19 protein-coding genes are annotated in these 20,246 nt (G+C 62.4%); 9 read left to right on the forward strand and 10 right to left on the reverse strand.

What is annotated here, in order from left to right:
- Positions 1 to 81: 81 nt before the first annotated feature.
- The 5 genes from phaC to prmB form a co-directional block, all read right to left on the reverse strand.
- Positions 82 to 1,899, reverse strand: coding sequence for a class I poly(R)-hydroxyalkanoic acid synthase (gene phaC / locus KUW18_RS01250; RefSeq protein ID WP_409995817.1), 1,818 nt, complete (start codon positions 1,897 to 1,899; stop codon positions 82 to 84).
- A 192-nt stretch (positions 1,900 to 2,091) separates the two neighbouring features.
- A complete protein-coding gene (locus tag KUW18_RS01255) occupies positions 2,092 to 2,610 on the reverse strand; it encodes a phasin family protein (RefSeq protein WP_222161847.1) in 519 nt (172 codons plus the stop codon).
- 381 nt (positions 2,611 to 2,991) lie between these two features.
- Positions 2,992 to 3,399 carry a hypothetical protein gene (locus KUW18_RS01260; RefSeq protein ID WP_222560616.1) on the reverse strand — a complete coding sequence of 136 codons (408 nt, stop codon included), beginning with the start codon at positions 3,397 to 3,399 and terminating at the stop codon, positions 2,992 to 2,994.
- A 200-nt stretch (positions 3,400 to 3,599) separates the two neighbouring features.
- A complete protein-coding gene (gene aroC, locus KUW18_RS01265) occupies positions 3,600 to 4,685 on the reverse strand; it encodes a chorismate synthase (RefSeq protein WP_206943033.1) in 1,086 nt (361 codons plus the stop codon).
- A 40-nt stretch (positions 4,686 to 4,725) separates the two neighbouring features.
- Positions 4,726 to 5,715 (reverse strand): 50S ribosomal protein L3 N(5)-glutamine methyltransferase, encoded by a 990-nt coding sequence (prmB, locus tag KUW18_RS01270; protein WP_222560617.1) that lies wholly within the window; start codon positions 5,713 to 5,715, stop codon positions 4,726 to 4,728.
- A 172-nt stretch (positions 5,716 to 5,887) separates the two neighbouring features.
- On the opposite strand from prmB, the gene KUW18_RS01275 reads away from it, so the two are divergent.
- Positions 5,888 to 6,475, forward strand: coding sequence for a Smr/MutS family protein (locus tag KUW18_RS01275; protein ID WP_206943035.1), 588 nt, complete (start codon positions 5,888 to 5,890; stop codon positions 6,473 to 6,475).
- Positions 6,476 to 6,494: 19 nt separating this feature from the next.
- On the opposite strand, the gene KUW18_RS01280 is transcribed toward KUW18_RS01275, so the two are convergent.
- The 5 genes from KUW18_RS01280 to KUW18_RS01300 form a co-directional block, all read right to left on the reverse strand.
- Positions 6,495 to 7,550: a patatin-like phospholipase family protein gene (locus KUW18_RS01280; protein WP_222485496.1), complete on the reverse strand. Its 1,056-nt coding sequence runs from the start codon at positions 7,548 to 7,550 to the stop codon at positions 6,495 to 6,497.
- A 265-nt stretch (positions 7,551 to 7,815) separates the two neighbouring features.
- Positions 7,816 to 8,721 (reverse strand): alpha/beta fold hydrolase, encoded by a 906-nt coding sequence (locus KUW18_RS01285; RefSeq protein WP_222560756.1) that lies wholly within the window; start codon positions 8,719 to 8,721, stop codon positions 7,816 to 7,818.
- Positions 8,722 to 8,747: 26 nt separating this feature from the next.
- Entirely contained in the window at positions 8,748 to 9,563 is an 816-nt protein-coding gene (locus tag KUW18_RS01290) for an alpha/beta fold hydrolase (protein ID WP_222560618.1), read from the reverse strand.
- 200 nt (positions 9,564 to 9,763) lie between these two features.
- Positions 9,764 to 9,922 (reverse strand): hypothetical protein, encoded by a 159-nt coding sequence (locus KUW18_RS01295; protein ID WP_222237298.1) that lies wholly within the window; start codon positions 9,920 to 9,922, stop codon positions 9,764 to 9,766.
- A gap of 61 nt (positions 9,923 to 9,983) precedes the next feature.
- Positions 9,984 to 10,886, reverse strand: coding sequence for a LysR family transcriptional regulator (locus KUW18_RS01300; RefSeq protein WP_222483653.1), 903 nt, complete (start codon positions 10,884 to 10,886; stop codon positions 9,984 to 9,986).
- A 165-nt stretch (positions 10,887 to 11,051) separates the two neighbouring features.
- Here KUW18_RS01300 and KUW18_RS01305 point away from each other — a divergent pair, with 165 nt between their 5' ends.
- From KUW18_RS01305 to luxS, 8 genes are all read left to right on the forward strand, one after another.
- Entirely contained in the window at positions 11,052 to 11,723 is a 672-nt protein-coding gene (locus KUW18_RS01305) for a glutathione S-transferase family protein (RefSeq protein ID WP_222560619.1), read from the forward strand.
- 48 nt (positions 11,724 to 11,771) lie between these two features.
- Positions 11,772 to 13,391: a pyridoxamine 5'-phosphate oxidase family protein gene (locus KUW18_RS01310; RefSeq protein WP_222560620.1), complete on the forward strand. Its 1,620-nt coding sequence runs from the start codon at positions 11,772 to 11,774 to the stop codon at positions 13,389 to 13,391.
- 368 nt (positions 13,392 to 13,759) lie between these two features.
- The gene (locus KUW18_RS01315; protein ID WP_206943045.1) at positions 13,760 to 14,188 is read left to right on the forward strand and encodes a TraR/DksA family transcriptional regulator; all 429 of its coding nucleotides are present in this window, start codon (positions 13,760 to 13,762) and stop codon (positions 14,186 to 14,188) included.
- Positions 14,185 to 15,405 (forward strand): zinc metallochaperone GTPase ZigA, encoded by a 1,221-nt coding sequence (zigA, locus tag KUW18_RS01320; RefSeq protein WP_222560621.1) that lies wholly within the window; start codon positions 14,185 to 14,187, stop codon positions 15,403 to 15,405. Before KUW18_RS01315 ends, zigA begins: the two co-directional genes overlap by 4 nt.
- A gap of 3 nt (positions 15,406 to 15,408) precedes the next feature.
- Positions 15,409 to 16,488 carry a CobW family GTP-binding protein gene (locus KUW18_RS01325; RefSeq protein ID WP_222483645.1) on the forward strand — a complete coding sequence of 360 codons (1,080 nt, stop codon included), beginning with the start codon at positions 15,409 to 15,411 and terminating at the stop codon, positions 16,486 to 16,488.
- Between the two features lie 68 nt (positions 16,489 to 16,556).
- Positions 16,557 to 17,459 (forward strand): GTP cyclohydrolase FolE2, encoded by a 903-nt coding sequence (folE2, locus tag KUW18_RS01330; RefSeq protein WP_222483643.1) that lies wholly within the window; start codon positions 16,557 to 16,559, stop codon positions 17,457 to 17,459.
- 144 nt (positions 17,460 to 17,603) lie between these two features.
- The gene (gene thrS, locus KUW18_RS01335; protein ID WP_222560622.1) at positions 17,604 to 19,616 is read left to right on the forward strand and encodes a threonine--tRNA ligase; all 2,013 of its coding nucleotides are present in this window, start codon (positions 17,604 to 17,606) and stop codon (positions 19,614 to 19,616) included.
- Between the two features lie 66 nt (positions 19,617 to 19,682).
- Positions 19,683 to 20,204 (forward strand): S-ribosylhomocysteine lyase, encoded by a 522-nt coding sequence (gene luxS, locus KUW18_RS01340; protein ID WP_222161836.1) that lies wholly within the window; start codon positions 19,683 to 19,685, stop codon positions 20,202 to 20,204.
- The last annotated feature ends 42 nt before the right edge of the window (positions 20,205 to 20,246 follow it).

Here is a 20,246-nt window from a genome sequence, read left to right on the forward strand (position 1 = left end):
CAAAGACCTGCAGGCAAGCAAAACGCCGCAAGGGCCAAGGCCCTTGCGGCGTTGTCGTGACAGCCCTCGTCAGAGCGCGTCTCAGGAGGACGAATCGTCTTCAGGAGACTCGCCCAGTACCTCCGGAATCGAGATCTTCACGAAACGTCCTGGCGCAGGTTCCAACAAGGCCAGCTCTCCCCCTCCGGGCTGACGAGCCTCGACCATCTTGTCTGCATCCACATAGCCACCGTCCAACATCCACTGCTGCCAATGCGGCCACCAGGAACCTTCGTGGGCCTCGGCGCCAGCCAGCCAGTCGTCATGGTTGTCGGGCAGTTCGCTGTTGGTCCAGTAACCGTACTTGTTCTTGTGGGGCGGGTTGACGATCCCGGCAATATGCCCGGAGCCACCAAGTACGAAGGTGACGGGCCCCTTGGGCAGCAAGGCCCCGTAGTAGCTACTGTTCCACTTGGCGATGTGGTCTTCACGGGTGGCAACGAAGTAGCTGGGGGTCGATACCTTGCGCAGATCAATCTTGACGTCGTCCAGCTCGATCCCGCCCGGCTCGACCAGCAGGTTTTCCTGGTACAGGTGGCGCAGGTACCAGCCGTGAGTGCCCGCTGGGAGATTGGTACCGTCCGTGTTCCAGTACAGCAGATCAAAGGCGGCAGGGTCCTCGCCCTTGAGGTAGTTATTGACGTAGAACGACCAGAACAGGTCATTCTCGCGCAGCAGGTTGAAGGAATACGCCATCACCCGGCCGTCGAGGTAGCCGTCCTGCTCGAGCTTGGCTTCAATCCCTTGCAGCACCGGCTCGCTGAGGAACACGCCGATTTCCCCAGGATCACGAAAGTCCTGCAGCGTCGCCATGTAGGTGACTGACTTCGCCTTGCGCCCGCGTCGGGTGCTGGTCAGATACGCCATGGTCGACGCGGTCAGGGTGCCGCCAATACAGTAGGAGAGGAAATTGGCCGACTTCTCTCCGGTAGCCTGCTCGATGCCATCCAGCGCCGCGATGGGCCCCAGCTGCATGTAGTCCGCCCAGGTCAGGTCGCGCTGCTCGGGGCCTGGGTTGCGCCAGGAAATCAGGAAGACGGTATGCCCTTGGTCCACCAGCCACTTGACCAGCGAGTTTTCCGGGCGCAGGTCCAGCACGTAATACTTGTTGATCCAGGGAGGAACGATCAGCAGCGGTGTCTTGAACACCTTTTCCGTGGTGGGCGCATACTGAATCAGCTGGATCAGCTCGTTTTCCATGACCACGGCGCCTTCGGACACCGCGATGTTGCGGCCGACCTCAAAGGCACTGCGATCGGTCATGGTCACGTTCAGACCTTCGGCAGAGTTGGCCAGGTCTTCGCGCAGTCGCGCCAGACCATCCACCAGATTCTGACCGCGGGTTTCCAGGGTCTTGCGCATGACCTCCGGATTGGTCGAGACGAAGTTGGTTGGTGACATGGCATTGACCATCTGGCGAGCATAGAACGACAGATTGCGCTTCTCGCCAGGGGTCAGATCGTCCAGCCGGTCCACCAGGTTCTCCACGGTGCTGGAGAACAGCAGATACTGCTGCATGATGGCGTTATAGGCCGGGTCGCTGGTCCAGGCCTCATCCTTGAATCGGCGATCCCCCCGCGAGGGAGTCACCAAGGGCTCCAGGGCGCCGCCGCTGGCGGCAGACATGGCTTGCTGCCACAGCGCCAGCTGATCCTGCATCAACTTCGTCTGGGTCTCCCACAGCAAGGTGGGATTACGCATCAGCGACTCCGCACCCGCCTGGAAGCTGTTGCGAATATCTTCCATCACCGAGTCGGCTGCATCACTCGGTACCATGCGTGAAAGAAAGTCCTCCATCAGTGCCTGGTACTCTGCGCTCAGCACTGACAACTGGCTGCCCCACTCTTCAGGGTTGTCCATTACCTGCTCACCTGCCGCCATGGCGACCTCCTCTCCACTGCCCCGCACACAGGATGGCTCACCGTTCGCCGGCCGGCATCGCGGTATCCACCCTCATCTTGTCATGGTTGTTTGATGCGTAAGGGCAAGGGCCCACCGGACCCCTGCCCTTTGCTGGCTGTCGCTTGACCGACCGCCAGGGTGACACCGCGATCAGGACGTGCGCTTGCGACTCGAGGTCGCCCTGGCGGTGCCTGTCGACTTGGTAGATGCAGTAGCACTGGAGGCTGCCTGCGACGCTTGCTGGGCGGTCTTTTCCGCCGCTTCGGTAACCTGCTGGGTGGCCTTTTCCACGGCAGCCGTCGCCTGGTCCCGTGCCTGGGTGGCCTGTTCGGCAAGCTGCTGGCCGGACTCGGCGAACAACGTCTCCAGTTCTGTCTTGAATTCAAGGCTGAGCTGGCTCATGGCGCGGGCATCTTCCAGCATCTGCGCCGACAGCTCGTTGAGCATCTCGGCCTGACGGGTGGAGAAGTCGCGCAGCCCCTCGGCATCGTTGATCTCGGTGGCATCACGCATGCGCTCGGTGCCCATCTGGCTATAGCGCTTCATCGATTCCATCTGGTACTGGGACATCTTTTCCATGTTGTCCAGCATCAGGGAATTAAGCTTGCGCATCGGCTCGAAGAACTGACGAGTCTGCTCGCTGAAGTTGTCGAACATCTTGTCTTGCATGACCAAACCTCCTGGAAGTCCTGTCGATGAACCCTGTCCAAACAGCCTGTTCATTCAGCATTTCGTGTCAATGACGCCGTAGCGTCAGCGCACCGGATGTTGTTCATGCAGGCTCTTCATGCGGACTCTTCATGGGGGCATTGCGCCCCTTTGGAGTCACATGACGCCTGTCGTTCCAGGCGACCGCCATGGCTCTGCATGGCAACTGCAGGCCAGCCTGACGTTGCTCCTGGCGTGCGCCATCAGCATCATTGTTGCAACGCAACAAAGGTCAGTCTGGCACACACAGGATGACAGCGCCATGACATCCCCTCGAGCTGCGCGAATATGCATGGGACACTCGTCACCGGCATCGCCGCGCCTGTTGCCATGGCCAAGCCGTCAGCCCTTGTCCTTGCTGCCGGACCTGGCGCTGGCACTGCCTGTCCGACGAGACGCACTGCTCGACCGAGCGGTGCTGCTGGACCGCGACGCCGATCCCGACTCCTGCTCCGACTCGCTCGAGGAGCTCGATGTACTGCGCGCACTCTGAGCCGCCTGAGTCAGCATATCCATCATCATTTTCTGATAGTTGCCAAAGCTGGCCAGACCCTGGGACAAGCCCTGTTGCAGAGCAGGCTGCTGCAGAAAGGGCTGCATCAGACTCATGGGGTCATAGCCCTCGACACCGGATTCCATCTGCCGCTGAATGCGATCAAGCAGGTCCTGCTGGAAGGCCTCGATATTGGGAAGCCCCAGTGCCTGACGGAATTCTTCTGGCGTCAGATCGAACTCGACGTTGATTTTCATGCTGGCCTCTTACTCCCTGGTCGATATGTCGACGTTGCGTCGGCGCTAGGGGAATATCACATCAGCGATATCGACGGCGACTGTCCTGACCAGCGCCACCCTGCGCAGCAAGCACAAGACGCAATAAGCAAAAGATGCCTTGCTTCGTCATCTTCCTTTCACGCCATCTTGAGTGTAGCAGTCCTGTCACGCTCCGCGATTCAGCGTAACCGTGGGGTGCTGACGGAAACCTCGCTATTCTGTGCGCGATGGCGCAACAGGTGGTCCACCAGCGTCAACGCCATCATCGCTTCGGCAATCGGCGTCGCACGAATGCCGACGCAGGGGTCATGACGGCCCTTGGTCACTACCTCTACCGGATTGCCGTCCACATCGATGGAGCGTCCTGGAATGGTGATGCTCGAGGTCGGCTTGAGCGCGAGATGAGCGATCAAGGTCTGACCACTGGAAATCCCCCCCAGCACACCGCCCGCATGATTGGACAGGAAGCCTTCCGGGGTCATCTCGTCGCGATGCTCACTGCCACGCTGTGACACGCTGGCAAAGCCATCACCGATTTCTACGCCCTTCACCGCATTGATGCTCATCAAGCCGTGGGCCAGGTCAGCATCGAGACGGTCGAACACCGGCTCGCCCAAGCCAGGCGGCAGGCCTTCCGCGGTCACGGTGATCTTGGCACCGACCGAGTCCTGATCACGACGCAGCTGGTCCATGTAGGCCTCGAGCTCCGGCACGCGCTCTGGGTCAGGGCAGAAGAACGGATTATCGTTTACCGAGGCCCAGTCGCGAAATTCGATGGCCAGCTCACCCAGCTGACTCATGTAGCCCCTCACCACAATGCCCTGACTGGCCAGGTACTTCTTGGCAATCGCGCCAGCAGCGACGCGCATCGCGGTCTCGCGGGCGCTGGAGCGACCGCCACCGCGATAGTCGCGCACGCCGTACTTGTGGTGATAGGTGTAGTCCGCGTGGGCGGGCCGGAACTGGTCCTTGATCTTGGAGTAGTCCTTCGAGCGCTGATCGGTATTCTCGATCAACAGACCGATCGATGTGCCGGTGGTCTTGCCCTCGAACACGCCGGACAGGATCTTGACCTGGTCCGGCTCGCGCCGCTGGGTGGTATGACGGGACGTGCCGGGACGCCGGCGGTCGAGGTCCGCCTGCAGGTCGGCTTCACTCAGCTCGATGCCAGGAGGACAACCATCGACGATGGCGCCCAGCGCGATCCCGTGGCTCTCGCCGAAGGTGGTGACGGTAAACAGTTTGCCGAAGGTATTGCCGGACATGGGCGCTCCTCTGTGTGTATCGCGAAAGTGTTAGGCGAACTCAGGCAAAGGACGCCGCATGGGCGTCGAGTTCATCGGCGGTCAAGGCAAACACGCCCTGACCGCCGCGCTCGAAGTCGAGCCACAGGAACGGCACCTCGGGGAAGGCCGCTTCAAGGTGATGGTCAGAATTGCCCACCTCGACAATCAGCACGCCCTGGTCCGTCAGGTGTGCTCTCGCCTCGCGCAGGATGCGCCGGACGATATCCAGGCCGTCGCTGCCGGCACCCAGTGCCAGCGCAGGTTCATGGCGAAACTCTTCAGGCATGGTGGTCAGGTCCCGCAGATCCACATAGGGCGGATTCGATACGATCAGGTCGTAGCGCTGCCCCTCCAGGCCATCGAAGACATCGCTTTGCACCGCGCGCACCCGACGCCCTACATCATGGCGATTGATGTTCGCCCGCGCCACGGCCAAGGCATCCTGGCTGATATCCGACAGATCGACCTCTGCAGTGGGCAGATATTCGGCACTGGCGATACCGATGCAGCCAGAGCCGGTACACAGGTCCAGAATGCGTCGCGGCGGCTCTTCCGGGAACCACGCCTGGTAGCCGCTCTCGATCAGTTCAGCGATGGGCGAGCGCGGAATCAGCACGCGTTCATCCACGGCAAAGGTCAGCCCGGCGAAAAATGCCTCGCCCAGCAGATAGGGCAGCGGCCGGCGATCGGTAATACGCGCGCGGACCAATGCCACGATGCGCTCACGCTCCATCGGCAGCAAGCGGGCCTCCTGCACGCTGGGATCAACGTCCCAGGGTAGATGCAGCGCGCCCAGCACCAGCGCTACCGCCTCATCCCAGGCGCTATCGGTGCCGTGGCTGAAGGTCAATCCGGCCAGATGAAACTCGCTGGTGGCCCAGCGCAGGCAGTCGCGCAGGGTGATCAGACCATCGGCAAGTTCGCCGTCGGCGAGCACCAGCGTGGAGGAAGCGTCGCGCCCTTGGGCAGGAAGGCGCGTGGATGAGGGGGCAGAAGAAGAATCAGCCAAGGGGGAATCCTGTCGAGCGGGTTCGCGATGGGGCTATCCGGCCTTGCAGCACGCGCTGCAACAGGCAATCGGCGTAGCGAAATGGACTGTCCGGCATTGTATCCGCGCCAGCGGTTCACTGCCACGACGAGCGCGGTATACTGACCGCCCCATTCACGCACTCGAGGCCCCGATGAGCCACCGCCAGCCACCGCCCGACGACGACATCAACGCGTTTCGCCAGGCCCTGGAACAGGCGGGAGTCCGTCGCATCCGGCACAATCGCGCTGATACCGGCAAGCCGCGCACCACATCGCATCCACAGCGGGACCAGGCCGCCGCCGCGAGACGCGCGGCGGCGGTCAGTGCCGGGGATGACGTGGCGACGGGGCGCACCTCCGACGGTCGGGTAGAGCCGGTACGTCCTTCCGAGTATCTCGATTTCGCATTGCCTGACCTGCCCTACCGGACGCGCAGCCAGCTGAAGCGCGGATTGATCCAGTGGGAGGGTGGGCTCGACCTGCACGGCTACAGCCTGGAAGAAGCCCGGGCTGAACTTGAGAGCTTTCTGCGCGATTCCGTCGCCAGCGGCCATCGCTGCGTGATTGTCGTCCATGGCAAGGCCTGGGGCGCAACCGCGGATTACCCGGTGATCAAGAGCCACGTCAATGCCTGGCTCAGGGAGTGGCCAAGCGTGCTGGCATTCTGCTCCGCCACCGATGCCGAGGGCGGCACCGGCGCGGTGTACGTGCTCCTCCGCAGACGTGGCCACACCCCTTGACCACATCACCCGTCGGCGCTCAGCGACGCACCTCGGCATGCTCCACCAGGCCACAGGTCTCGATACGATCCAGCGCCTGGCAGGTAAGGTGACGTCCCAGCCGAATCAGGTCTCTGGCCCGGTGGAACTCAAACGACCCACACACCGTCTTGGGCACCTCCACCAGAATATCAGGCGGGTATCCCGCTTCCTTGTAGCGCGCCAGGGCCGCCTGGGTGATATCGAATGAGGTGAGGATGGTGGCCAGGCGTCCCCAGTCCTTGGGACCCAGCGCCGCCGTGCCCCGCTCGGCGCGATCCGCCTCGGCCTCGGTATTGGCGCTGTCCAGCAGCCGACGTACCAGCGGCGTCCCTTTCGCCTCGTGTCTTCGATCCCCCTTGCGTCGTTCGTCCTTCGAGGGGGAAGACGCAGGGGACGCCGACCCACCGCGTGACTCGTCACAGCTGGGACAATGGGTCGGCAACAGTTCTTCCAGGGTAACCAGCTGCGGACTGTTGGCCGTGACGTTGACGGCCATTACCAGGTCCGCGTGTACCGAGACATTGGAAATGATCGGCAAGGGATTCAGCAGGCCACCATCCACCAGCAGGCGTGGCCCGTCCTCCACCGGGGTAAACACCCCCGGGATGGCAATAGAGGCGCGGATAGCCTTCAGCAACGAACCGCGCTGAAACCATACCTCGCGCTGGCGCACCAGGTCGGTGGCCACCGCAGTGAACGGTATCGGCAGATCTTCAATGGCCACATCACCGATGAAGGACTCGATCTTGCTCATGACCTTCTTGCCCTGCATGGCGCCCATGGAAGTGAACGACATGTCGAGCAGTCGCAGCACCCCGAACGAGCCCAGCTCCTCCACCCACTGCCGATAGTCCTCCAGCTTGCCCGCGGCATAGATGCCGCCGATCAGCGCGCCCATGGAACACCCCGAGATAGCGACGATCTCGTACTCTCGCGCGGCCAGCTCCTGCAGAACACCGATGTGGGCGTAGCCTCTGGCTCCGCCGCTGCCCAGGGTCAGAGCGATGCGCTTGCCGGGCAAGCCCGGCGGACAGTCGTGGCGATAGGTCGTCATGGCGTGGCCCTCCTGCCGCTTGATGTCGGCGGGTCGTCCCCGAGTCCACGGCAAGGTCGAGGGCTGGGCAATGACCGTCCTGCCGACGCACGATGATCTGACAGGCTCTGGCGAATACGGCTGCCTCGAACCTGTCTATCAGATTAGTCCACCCCTGCGTGGAAACACTTACACCGCTGATCACGGCGTAGCCGCTTCGAGGCCGGCATCTGGTACGAGCGCCTGACGTCCCACGCCATGCCCATGCCGGAGCTTGCCGGGCCAGCTAGGATGAAGCGGCGGGACCCCCGGGGTCGCCTAAGGCACTGACGATGGTGTCTGCCACCGCCTGCACATGGCTGGGCGAAGCATGCAGATGATGCCCGCCCTCAAGCACGTGCCGTGTCAGCTGGCGAACCCGTGCCCGCGCCGCAATGCCGCGGGGGCTGTCGCCGAGGATACCGTCGCGTCCCTCGATCAGCAGTACCTCGCAGGCAATAGCCTCAAGCAGGTGGGCGACCTGCTCGTCGGTCAGCCTGACGGGAGAGGGTCGCAGCAAGCGTGGATCGGTGCGCAGCTGCAGCTGCCCATCGTCCCCTGGTGCCAGATTGCGCGCCACAATGTCACGAACCGTCTCGGCATCCACGGGCGTCGCACCACCGACGACACGTGCCTCCACCGCGCTGTCGAGATCCGCATAGCGGGGGGAGCGGGACCGCCGGCGACGGTGCGCCTTGAGCGACCGTCCGAGTTGCCGGGCGGTCTCTTGCGGTGCGGTCGTGAGAGCTCCCAGGCCGTCGATCAATACCAGGCGTTCGACCCGCTCGGGCAACGCAGCGGCCAGCAGGCAGGCGACCCCAGCCCCCAGCGAATGCGCCAGCAGCGGTGCGCGCTCCAGCCCCAGATCGTCCATGGCGTCGAGCAGGTCATGACAGTAATCCCAGATGGCGTAATCGAGATTCCCTGCCAGTGGCCGTGACAACCCGTGGCCCGACATATCGATGGCCACGATGCGTATGCCAAGGCGACGTGCCAGCAGCGGCGCGAGACGACTGAAGCTGGCCGCGTTGTCGAGCCACCCGTGCAGCGCCAGCCAGGTGGGCGCCCCCTCTTCCCCCCAAACCAGCGCAGCCAAACGCCCTTCAGCCAGGCGCCCTTCAGCCAAACCCAGAGCAGCGCCTGTCGAGGTCATGGCGGTTGCCGTCGTCGGAATCCGGGTCATTTACGCGCCCCCTCTGGTGCCAGCAGGCGATCGATCATGGACAGCAAGGCCTCTCGCGTCGCATCCGGCTGCTCCATGGGAAACATATGCGTCCCCAGCACCGTCTCCAGCACGATACCGCGGCGGCTCAGCCGCCTGCACCGCGACGGCGTCAGCAGATCCGACGACGCTCCCGCCAACACTCCGATAGGCACCGACACCTCGCGGGGCAGACGATCCAGGTGGTGAGGAAGGTGACGAAATATCTCGACCTCGATATCCGGGTCGTAGCTCAGTACGGCACTACCGTCTTCCAGTACCGTCGTGCCGGCCTCGATATAGTCGTCCAGGGCTTCCGGCGTAAAGGCCCGAAACAGCCCCTTGCGCCGCAGCTGGGCACGCATGGCATCGCGGCTTTCCCAGCGCGCGCGCCGCCCTTTGCTCTTGCCCGCCGGGGTCACCCGATCCACCATGCCCAGCCATTTGCTGAGGCGCATGGCCATTGCGTCCAACCCCAGCATCAGCGGCGGGTCGAGCATCACCACTGCCTGGAACCGCTCAGGAGCCTGGCGCGCTGCCATGGCGGTGATGACGCCGCCCATGGAATGCCCCACGCCGATAAAGGGGCCCGGCAGATCACGCGTACTGTCCAGATATTCGTCGCGCAAGGCCAGCCAGTTGTGACCAACAGGAAAGTCAGGATGATGCCCCAGCCGGTCCAGTGGCTGGATGTCAAAACGCTCCTTCAATGGAGCCAACAGACTGCGATAGCTGCCCCCGGGAAACCCGTTGGCGTGGGCAAACAGCAAGGTCGGGCGGTGTGACTCGGTCATGGTCCTTCGCTCATCATCATAGGGGCAGCGGCAATCCGGCCGCCGGTAGCGTCAGCTGGCTAACGAGTTTACCCTATGGCGAGTCAGCGCCGTGCTCAAGTGGCCTGCCGGCAGTGGGACGTAGGCCTTCGGTCGCCACCGTGGAGCCTCGTCCTCTTTGCACCGATCTCATGGCAACCACTGGCGCTTCTGACGCCTCGTCATTCGCTTTCATCAGCCAGGTATTCCACGTGTCCTCCAAGCCCCGTCGTGATACGCGTCAGCGCAACCGCATTTTCTTCCTCACCGTCGCCATCGCAGTGATCATTGGGCTTTGGTTGGCCCGGTAACTCATCGGTGACGACACCAGAAGCCCGCATGCCAGTCTCATTGCAATGGGCTGCAATCGTCAGACTATCCGCAGGGCGGCTGCGGCCACGCTCACTCCAGCATGTCTGCCAAACGAGCACGCAGGCGATCGCGGGCAAAATCCACGAAGCTACGCACCTTCGCTGGCGCACGCCGGCCCTCGACATGCACCAGATGAATCGGCCAAGGAGCGGGCTCGTGATCCTGCAGCACCACGCGCAGACGGCCCGAGGCCAGCTCATCCGCGATCTGATACGACAGCACACGCGTCAGCCCCCAGCCGTGACACGCTGCCTCGATCCCCGCAGCCACGCTACTCAGACGTAGCCGAGGACTTATCCTCACGGTGTCCTTTTCGTCACGTCCAAAGCGCCATTCGACGATTGGACTCAAGGCAGAGACCGCGGCAATGCGATGATCCTTTAGCTCTTGAGGCTTTTGAGGCTCGCCCCAGCGCTCTAGATAATCAGGTGCTGCACAGATCACTCGTCGCACGTCCCCCACCCTGACTGCGACCAGTTCTGATGACGGAAGAGGACCGATACGTAGTGCCACATCAAAGCCCTCTTCCACCATATTGACCACTCGGTCGAGCATCACGACATCCACTGACACATCCGGATAGGCGTCGAGAAAGTCCACCAGCATGGGCGTCATATATCGCCGGCCGAACTCATTGGGACAGGTGAGTCGCAACTCGCCGAGCGGACGAATGGCCGCGCCGGAAGCAGCATCGTCAGCGGCCTGCAGCTGCGCCAGCACGTGACGGGCATCCTCCAGATAGGCGCGACCTACTTCTGTCAATCGCACTCGACGGGTGGTGCGGATCAGTAACCGCGTACCTAGACGAGCCTCAAGGGCATTCACCCCTCGCGTCACCGAGGGCGCACTCATGCCAAGTCGGCGAGCGGCTTCCGCGAAGCTCTCGGCTTCTGCCACCGCAATGAAGACCTTTAGGCTTTGCAGCCGATCCATTCGCGGATTACCTCCATTTCATAAAATAGTGCCTTTCTTTTTTTCCATATTAATTCATTAAACGAAGAGAGATAAGCTCATCAAGCAGTGAGGCCCGCCACAGTGGCCGTCCAATGCTCGTCATTACCGAGGCTTAAGCTCACACTTCCACAGCAGGCACCCATCATGTCGCACCCCATCACCCTATACCGCACGCCAAAGTCTGGTCACTGCCACCGGGTAGAGCTAATGCTCTCTTTGCTCGGGTTGCCCTATCGGACAGTCGATCTTGATATGGCCAATCGCGCGCACAAAGCACCCGAATTCCTGGCGATCAGCCCCTTCGGTCTCGTCCCGGCCATCGACGACAACGGCTATACACTCTCGGACAGCAACGCCATTCTCGTTTATCTGGTCAAGAACTATGCAGCGGACAGCGACTGGCTTCCCGCCTCACCCAAGGACGCGGCCGAAGTGCAGCGTTGGCTGACCATTGCTGCCGACAACCTGTTTGCAGGCCCCTGCGCCGCTCGCCTCGTCAAGGTATTCGATGTCCCGCTGGATCACTCGGCAGCAGTAGAAAAGGCTCACGACCTGCTAGGTATCCTGGACACTCACCTATCCACTCGAGCATGGCTCGCCACTGGGCGACCGACGCTCGCAGACGTAGCGCTCTTCAGCTATATCGCCCATGCCCCAGAAGGCGGCGTCGACTTGAGGCCTTATCCGAGCGTGCATACGTGGCTGCAGCGCGTGCGCGCACTGCCTGGCTTCGTGGCCATGGCATCGTCACCGGTGGTGGCGCCAGAGCTGCGCCCGGCCAAACCGTCATATTTCAGAGCTCATCGACGACCCTAAATACAGTTCCATCAATCAGTTCCCCTCCAAGATCCTGCGAGGATATCCATGACGCAAGTGCCCACCACTCCCTTTCATCAGGGCGAACGCGAGGCCCAGCATCGTGCGGGTGTCGGCGACGTTGCCAGTTGGGCAGGCGGTTTTATTCGAGACTTTCTGCCCGACCAGCATCGAGATTTCCACACTGCTCTGCCCTTTCTGGTCATGGCAGGTAGCGACCTGAACGGTCGTACCTGGGTCACTGTGCTGGAGGGGGCCGACGGATTTCTGCACTCTCCCACGCCCTATCAGCTGAGCCTCCGTACCGAGCCAGAGCCGAGTGATCCGCTAGCCGAGCGCTTATTCTCAGGCGGTGATGTGGGAGTGCTGGGCATCGATCTCGCCAGCCGACGCAGGAATCGCTTCAACGGGCGAATTTCACGGTCCTCCGATGGCTACGTCATCGACGTTCAGCAGTCCTTTGGCAACTGCCCCCAGTACATTCAACAGCGCACACTATCGCGTACCCAAGCCGACGCGCCGGGCACGCTCAAGCGCTTCAGCCAGCTGACACGCGACCACATTCACTGGATTGAACGCGCCGACACGATGTTTATGGGGTCTGGCCATCACGATCACTCCGAAGCACGTCACAACGGCTTCGACGCTTCGCATCGTGGGGGCGCGCCGGGCTTCGTCAAGGTAGAGAGCGAGCAAGAGCTGGTCATTCCGGACTATGCGGGTAACAACTTCTTCAACACCATCGGCAATCTGCTCAAGGATCCACGGGTGGGTCTGGTCTTCGTGGACTTCAACCAAGGCAGCCTGCTGCACATCAGTGGCACCGCACGAATCGACTGGAGCCCGGGGGCGTCCTCCGACCCACAAGCCAGACGATTTATACACGTCACTATCGAACGCATACTGGAACGCCGCCATGTGCTGTCACTTCGCTGGCAGCGAGATCTTCAACACACACGAGACCTCACGATCAAGCGCAAGGTACGCGAGAGCAAGGACGTCACCTCCTTCTACCTCGCACCTGTCGATCAACATCCCCTACTACCGGCCACCGCAGGCCAGCACCTCAACGTGGACATGCAGGTTCCAGGACAGCTTGGCACCACCTCGCGTAGCTACTCGCTGTCAGGTGATCCTGCCGATAGCCAACACTACCGTCTCAGTATCAAGCGCGAGGCCTACGGCCTGGTATCACGCTACCTGCACGACGTCATTGGCGAAGGAGCAATCATCAAGGCAGGCAGGCCCTCCGGCGACTTCGTGTTGCCTGACAAAGAGACACCGGTGGCATTGATCAGTGCGGGTATTGGTCTCACCCCTATGGTCGCCATGCTTCACGCGGCGGCCAGACAAGGACGCCCCGCCTGGTACCTTCACGGAGCTCGCCGAGGCAATCAACATCCCCTGCGCCAGGAAGTCAACGAACTGGTGGCTCGTCATGCCCACTTACACCAGCGCATCTTCTACAGTCAGCCGGCCCCGGAAGATCGCCTCGGACATGACTTCCACGTTGCTGGACGCCTCAGCGCCACTGCCGTGCTCGAGACCGCTGGTCATCCCGAAACACACTATCTTGTGTGCGGCCCCTCTGCTTTCGTAGCGAACTTGACCGATGATCTCATCAGCTACGGCGTCCCCGCCGCTCGCCTCCATAGCGAGTCCTTTTAACCTCTCAGGGTGCCTGGTGTAGCGGGGGGGGCGCCTCCCTATCGCCTCCCTCTCGCTTCCCTCTCGCCCCCCTCTCGCCTCCCCCTCTCCTCCATCTCGCGCTAAACACCACACTAAGCATCGCGCTATCCGTCTTTGCCCCTCATGTGTACTTCGACCGTCTCGGCCCTGCTTCGCAACCTCTTTTTGTTATGTTATAACTTTGCACCCACGACTTGGGCGCGACGAGCTGTGGTAGCTCGAATCCACACCGTGGCGTCAACGCCTGGCGGTCGGTACAGATGATCAGCCAGTGATCACGACGCAAGCCAAGCCAACGCGTGCTGCCAACACACCGTGATTCACCCCTATCGCTGGAGAACACCGCGATGTCGTCTCCTGAAGAGACCCGTCTTCTGGCCATGTCGGACGACGACTACATGAATGAAGAGCAGCTCGCATTTTTCCGCCAGCGGCTGCTGTCGGAGAGGGCCCAGATCGAGGCCCACCTGAGGGAAATACGGACCAATATGGCGTCCCACGAGCGGGATAGCGACGAACTTGACCAGGCCGCCTTTGAAGAGGAGCTGAGGCTGCAGCTGCGTCAGGCCGATCGCGAAACCCGCCTGATCGCCAATATCGACTCAGCCATTCGCCGGATCGATGCCGGAGACTACGGCTACTGCATCGAAACCGGCGAACCCATCGGCATCCCCAGGCTGCTGCTGCGCCCTACCGCCAAGCTGACCCTTGAGGCCAAGGAACGCCAGGAGCAACGGGAACACCACTATCGCAAGATGCGAGGAGAAAGCGCATGACCCCCTCAGCCGCCCCCCTTCCGGTGACCGTTCTGTCCGGCTTTCTCGGCGCCGGCAAGACCACCCTGCTCAACCATATCCTGGCCAATCGCGAAGGTCGCCGAGTGGCGGTCATCGTCAATGACATGAGTGAGGTCAATATCGACGCGGCCCTGGTCAGGGGTGCACCAGACCAGGCAGGCGAGGTCACTCTCAACCGGGCCGAAGAACAGCTGGTAGAGATGAGCAACGGCTGCATCTGCTGCACGCTGCGCGAGGATCTGCTGATCGAAGTACGACGACTGGCCGAGGAAGGGCGCTTCGACACGCTGGTGATCGAGTCCACCGGCATTTCCGAACCACTCCCCGTCGCCGAAACGTTCACCTTCGCCGACGAGCAAGGTCGTAGCCTGTCCGAGGTCGCCCGCCTGGATACTCTGGTGACCGTGGTCGATGGCGCCAACTTCCTCAGCCAGTATCGCGAGGCCCAATCCCTGGCAGAGGCCGGGGAAAGCCTGGGAGAAGACGACGAGCGCAATGTGGCCGACCTGCTGGTCGACCAGATCGAATTCTGCGATGTGCTGCTGATCAGCAAGACTGACCTTCTTGGCCAGGCCGAACTTGAAGAGCTGACGAGCGTGCTGCGCGCCCTCAACCCCGAGGCCGAATTGCTGCCCATCGCCCATGGCAAGGTATCCCTGGACAAGGTGCTGGATACCGGGCGCTTCAGCTTCGAGCGGGCCCAGCAAGCGCCGGGATGGCTCAAGGAACTGCGCGGCGAGCACGTGCCAGAGACCGAGGAATACGGCATCTCCAGCTTTGCCTACCACGCACGACGTCCTTTCCATCCACAGCGCTTCTTCGAGCTGCTGCACAGCAACTGGTTTGGCGGCAAGCTATTGCGCTCCAAGGGGTTCTTCTGGCTGGCCACGCGGCCGACCTTTGCCGGCCAGTGGAGCCAGGCTGGGGGTATCGCCCACTACGGCTTTGCCGGCATGTTCTGGAAGGCGATCCCTGAGATCAACTGGCCCGAAGACCCCGACTATCGCGCCTCCATCCTGGAACGCTGGGAAGAGCCCTTCGGCGACATGCGACAGGAGCTGGTCTTCATCGGCCAGAACCTCGACGAAGCGCGTATCCGCCAAGCGCTGGATGACTGCCTGATCAGCGAGTCATTGCTGCTGGAGGGCAAGGACGCCTGGGCAACGCTGCCCGACCCCTTCCCCGCCTGGAAGTAAACCATGCAGAATGCCGAACCTATCCCGGTGACCGTGCTGACCGGCTTTCTTGGCAGCGGCAAGACGACACTGCTCAATCATCTGGTGCGCCAGCCGGCCATGAGCGATGCGCTGGTGGTGATCAACGAGTTCGGTGACATCGGCCTGGATCACCGGCTGGTGGCAGAGGGCGATGAGCACACCGTCGTCGAAATGAGCAGTGGCTGTCTGTGCTGCACGATTCGCGGCGACCTCAGTCGCAGCGTGCAGCAAGCCGTGGAGCAGCTGAACCAACGCGAGGCGCGCCCGGTGTCCCGAATGATCATCGAGACTACCGGGCTTGCCGATCCTGCGCCGATTCTCCAGACCTTGATGACCGATCACTGGCTGGCCCAGCGCTTCCGTCTGGACGGCGTTGTTTGCCTGGTCGATGCAGCCAATGGTCTCTCTACCCTTCATGCCCATGGCGAGTCACAGCGCCAGGCTGCGGTCGCTGACTGCCTGCTGCTGACCAAGACCGATCTGGTGGGTGGGACACGCCTGAACGATCTATCGAGGCAGCTGGCCGAGATCAACCCTGCCGCCGAGCAGATCGAGGTCCTTAATGGCGAAATCGATGCTGCACGCCTCACCGCCCGGCGTCTGCCAGCGTCGGCCAAGGATGCGCCGCAGGCTCAGGGCTGGCTCGGGGCCGGCGCCTATCTACAGGTCAGCTCGTTCTCCAGCGTCTCTGTCGGGACTGGCGCCAGCGCCGCGCCGACGCCCATGCTCAGCGTCTCCAACGACGCTCCCGTAAGCCGCCACGGCGAGCAGATTCGCTCGTTCTGCTTCACTGTCGAGACGCCGATTGCAGCCGAAGTGCTGGAGGACTGGCTGGATCTTCTGCTGAGCCTGCTGGGCGACAGAATGCTGCGGATCAAGGCCATCGTTAACGTGGCCAACCGAGACCAGCCGCTGGCGCTGCATGGCGTCCAGCATATCTTTCACCCTCCCGTCCCGTTGCCGCCAGACGCCTGTCCGGACGGCGTGTCTCGCTTTGTATTCATCACCAGTGGTGTGGCCGCCGATACGGTGACGCAGCTGTTCACCTACTTCGATAGCTAGCCCAGCTGCACCACCCGCAGATGCACGAGGCCAAGGCCCACGCCACCTAGTCACACATTGAGTTTTCTATGACATCGCACCCTCTGGAAGATATCGCCGCCGCCCCTGCAACTCACTCAGTTCCCCTGGACTGGGTCGGCATGGAGGGCATCGCCCTGCCACTGCAGGTCGCCGGCAAGACCATTGCGGGCCGCGCATCGGCCGGTGTCAGCCTTGATGATCCCGCGGTTCGCGGCATCCACATGTCACGCCTGTACCTGGCACTGGCTGAGCTTGAGGACGTGCCGCTGACGTTGCCCCGCGTCAACGACGTCCTCAACAACTTTCTGGACAGCCACCAGCAGCTCTCGCAGCAGGCCTATCTGGACCTGGAGGGCGAGGCCTTGCTGCGACGCCCCGCCTTGATCAGCCCGCTGTCAGGGTGGAAGACCTATCCCTTCGCGCTGCGCATGCGACGTAGCGCCAGTGACCAGGTCAGCGCCGTGCTCGACGTCAGCATCGGCTATTCATCGACCTGCCCCTGCTCGGCGGCGCTGGCACGCCAGTTGATTCAGCAGGCGTTCGATGAAGACTTCACCGATACCCCCGTCACCCGAGAGGCGGTACACGCCTGGCTCGGCAGTGAGCAAGGCATCCTGGCCACCCCCCATAGCCAGCGCAGTCAGGCGCACCTGTCGCTGCGCCTGTCGACAGAGCTTGCGGAACTGCCGCTGGAGACCATCGTCGATCGGGTGGAAAAGACCCTCGGCACTGCCCTGCAGACCGCCGTCAAACGGGTTGACGAGCAGGCCTTTGCCCTCGCTAACGGACAGAACCTGATGTTCTGCGAGGATGCCGCTCGTCGCGTGCACCAGGTCCTGCGGGACCAGCCCGGTATCGACGGTTTTTACCTGAAGGTGGTGCACGCAGAAAGCCTGCATGCCCATGACGCCGTGGCTCGTAGCCAGTGGAATTGGCGAGAGCAAGCGTGATGTCCTCTGGGGCCAGTCCTATGCCACCCACAGGCCACCCACAGGCCGCCCCCATGCCTTCTCAGCCTCCTCCTGGGTCACCGCGCTGGCGCGATCTGAACCCGAGCTTCTCTACCGCCACGACGTTTCATCGTGAGAACCGACATGAATGACAGCGCCCCCGCGGCCGCCCCGCACGTCACCATCACACTGCCGGATGAGCGCGAGCTCACACTGCCTTCGCCTACCACCGTCGCAGATATCGCCGCCGCTATCGGTCCGGGGCTTGCTCGGCAAACCCTGGCCGGGCGCGTCAACGACGTGCTAGTGGATGCCTGCGACCCCATCGACCGGGATGCCCGGGTCCAGGTGATCACCCCCAGCGATCCCGAAGGGCTCGATATCCTGCGCCACTCCTGCGCGCACCTGCTGGGGCACGCGGTCAAACAGCTCTACCCAGACGCCCAGATGGTGATCGGGCCAGTCATCGAAGACGGCTTCTACTATGACATCGCCCACGAACGGCCCTTCACCCCTGATGACCTGCAAGCCATCGCTGAACGCATGACGTCACTGATCGCGCAGAACTACGACGTCATCAAGCGCCGCCTGCCCCGCGACCAGGCCATAGAGATCTTTCGCGAGCGCGGCGAAAGCTACAAGCTTCACCTGATCGAGGAGATGCCGCAGGAAGCCACCCTGGGCCTCTACCTCCACCAGGAATACGTGGACATGTGCCGTGGCCCCCATGTTCCCAATACCCGGTTTCTCAAGCACTTCGCGCTGACCAAGCTGTCGGGTGCCTACTGGCGCGGTGACGCTCGCAACGCCCAACTACAGCGGATTTACGGCACCGCCTGGGCGGACCGCAAGGCACTCAAGGCCTATGTCCAGCGTCTTGAGGAAGCCGAGCGTCGTGATCATCGGCGCCTGGGACGCCAGCTCGGGCTTTTCCACTTCCAGGAAGAAGCGCCCGGTGCGGTGTTCTGGCACCCAGGCGGATGGCAGGTGCTGCAGACATTGATCGCCTACATGCGTCGCCGCCAGGCCAGTAGCGGCTATGTCGAGGTCAACACACCCGACATGATGGACCGCAGTCTGTGGGAAACCTCCGGGCACTGGCAGAACTATCAGGACCACATGTTCACCACCCAGACCGAGGACGGACGGGATCTTGCGCTGAAGCCGATGAACTGCCCCGGCAGCGTGCTGCTCTATCGCCACGGACTGAAGAGCTACCGTGACCTGCCCATTCGCATGGGTGAATTCGGCAAGGTACACCGGTACGAGCCATCCGGTGCCTTGCATGGCCTGCTGCGGGTGCGCCACTTCACCCAGGACGACGCCCACATTTACTGCACGCCGGAGCAGATAAACGAGGAGTGTCAGCAGGTGGTCGCGCTGGTGCTGGATATCTATCGGGAGTTCGGCTTCGATGACGTCCACATCAAGCTGTCGACCCGCCCCGACAACCGCATGGGCAGCGATGCTGTCTGGGATCGCCTTGAACAAGCATTGACGACAGCCCTCGACGCCATGGCGCTGGACTACACTCTCAACCCGGGCGAAGGAGCCTTCTACGGACCCAAGCTGGAGTTCGTGCTGCGCGATGCCATCGGCCGCGACTGGCAGTGCGGAACCCTGCAGGTCGACATGAACCTGCCCGAGCGATTTGGCATCGACTACGTAGATGAGCAGGGCCAACGACAGCGGCCCGTCATGCTCCATCGAGCCCTGTTTGGCTCGCTCGAGCGCTTCATCGGCATCCTGATCGAACATCACGCGGGCAAGCTTCCCGCCTGGCTGATGCCACAGCAGGCCGTGGTCATGTCGATTACCGAGGCCCAGCGGGACTACGCTGAGCTACTGACAGATGCCTTGAAGGGAGCAGGGATACGGGCGAATGCCGACGTGCGCAACGAGAAGATCGGCTACAAGATCCGGGAGCAGACCTTGAGCCGGATCCCGTACCTGCTGATTGTCGGCAATCGCGAAGCCGCCGAGGGCAAGGTCACGGTGCGCCTGCGCGACGGCAGCGACCTTGGCAGCATGCCAGTGCAAGAAGCCATTGCCCTGCTCGAAGAACAATGTCAGGCTCCCGACCACAACGCTCAGCGCCGCGAACAGGCACTGCGCCTCGAGCGCCTGGCTTGCGCCACGCTCCCCCAGGAGGCCTGAGCATCATGCTTGCAATGGGCGCGACGCGCGACGTCGTGCCCTTGCGTTATATCTGCAGGAGCCAACATGCCACTTCTCGACAGCTTTACCGTTGACCACACCATCATGAATGCCCCGGCAGTGCGCGTGGCCAAGACCATGCGCTCGCCTTCGGGCGACACCATCACGGTGTTCGACCTGCGCTTCAACCGGCCGAACGAGAGCATGATGGGGGAAAAGGGCATTCATACCCTGGAGCACCTGTTTGCCGGCTTCATGCGCCAGCACCTGAACGGCGACAGCGTCGAGATCATCGATATTTCGCCGATGGGCTGCCGCACCGGTTTCTACATGAGCCTGCTGGGCAGCCCCAGCGAGCAAGCCGTCGCCGACGCCTGGCAGGCGGCCATGAACGACGTGCTCAACGTGAAGCGCATGGAAGATATTCCTGAGCTCAACGAGCACCAGTGCGGCACCTACCTGATGCATTCCCTCGAAGAGGCTCAGGAGATCGCGCGCACCATCATCGACCAGGGCATCGGCGTCAACCGCAATGACGACCTGGCCTTGAGCCCCGAGCAACTCAAGACCCTGGGCAACGACGTTTAAGCACCCAGCGCACATGCTGCAGCGCACGCTTGGTCAACCACC

It is taken from the genome of Halomonas sp. DP5Y7-2, assembly GCF_019802025.1.
In the GTDB taxonomy this organism is placed as follows: Bacteria; Pseudomonadota; Gammaproteobacteria; order Pseudomonadales; family Halomonadaceae; genus Halomonas; species Halomonas litopenaei_A.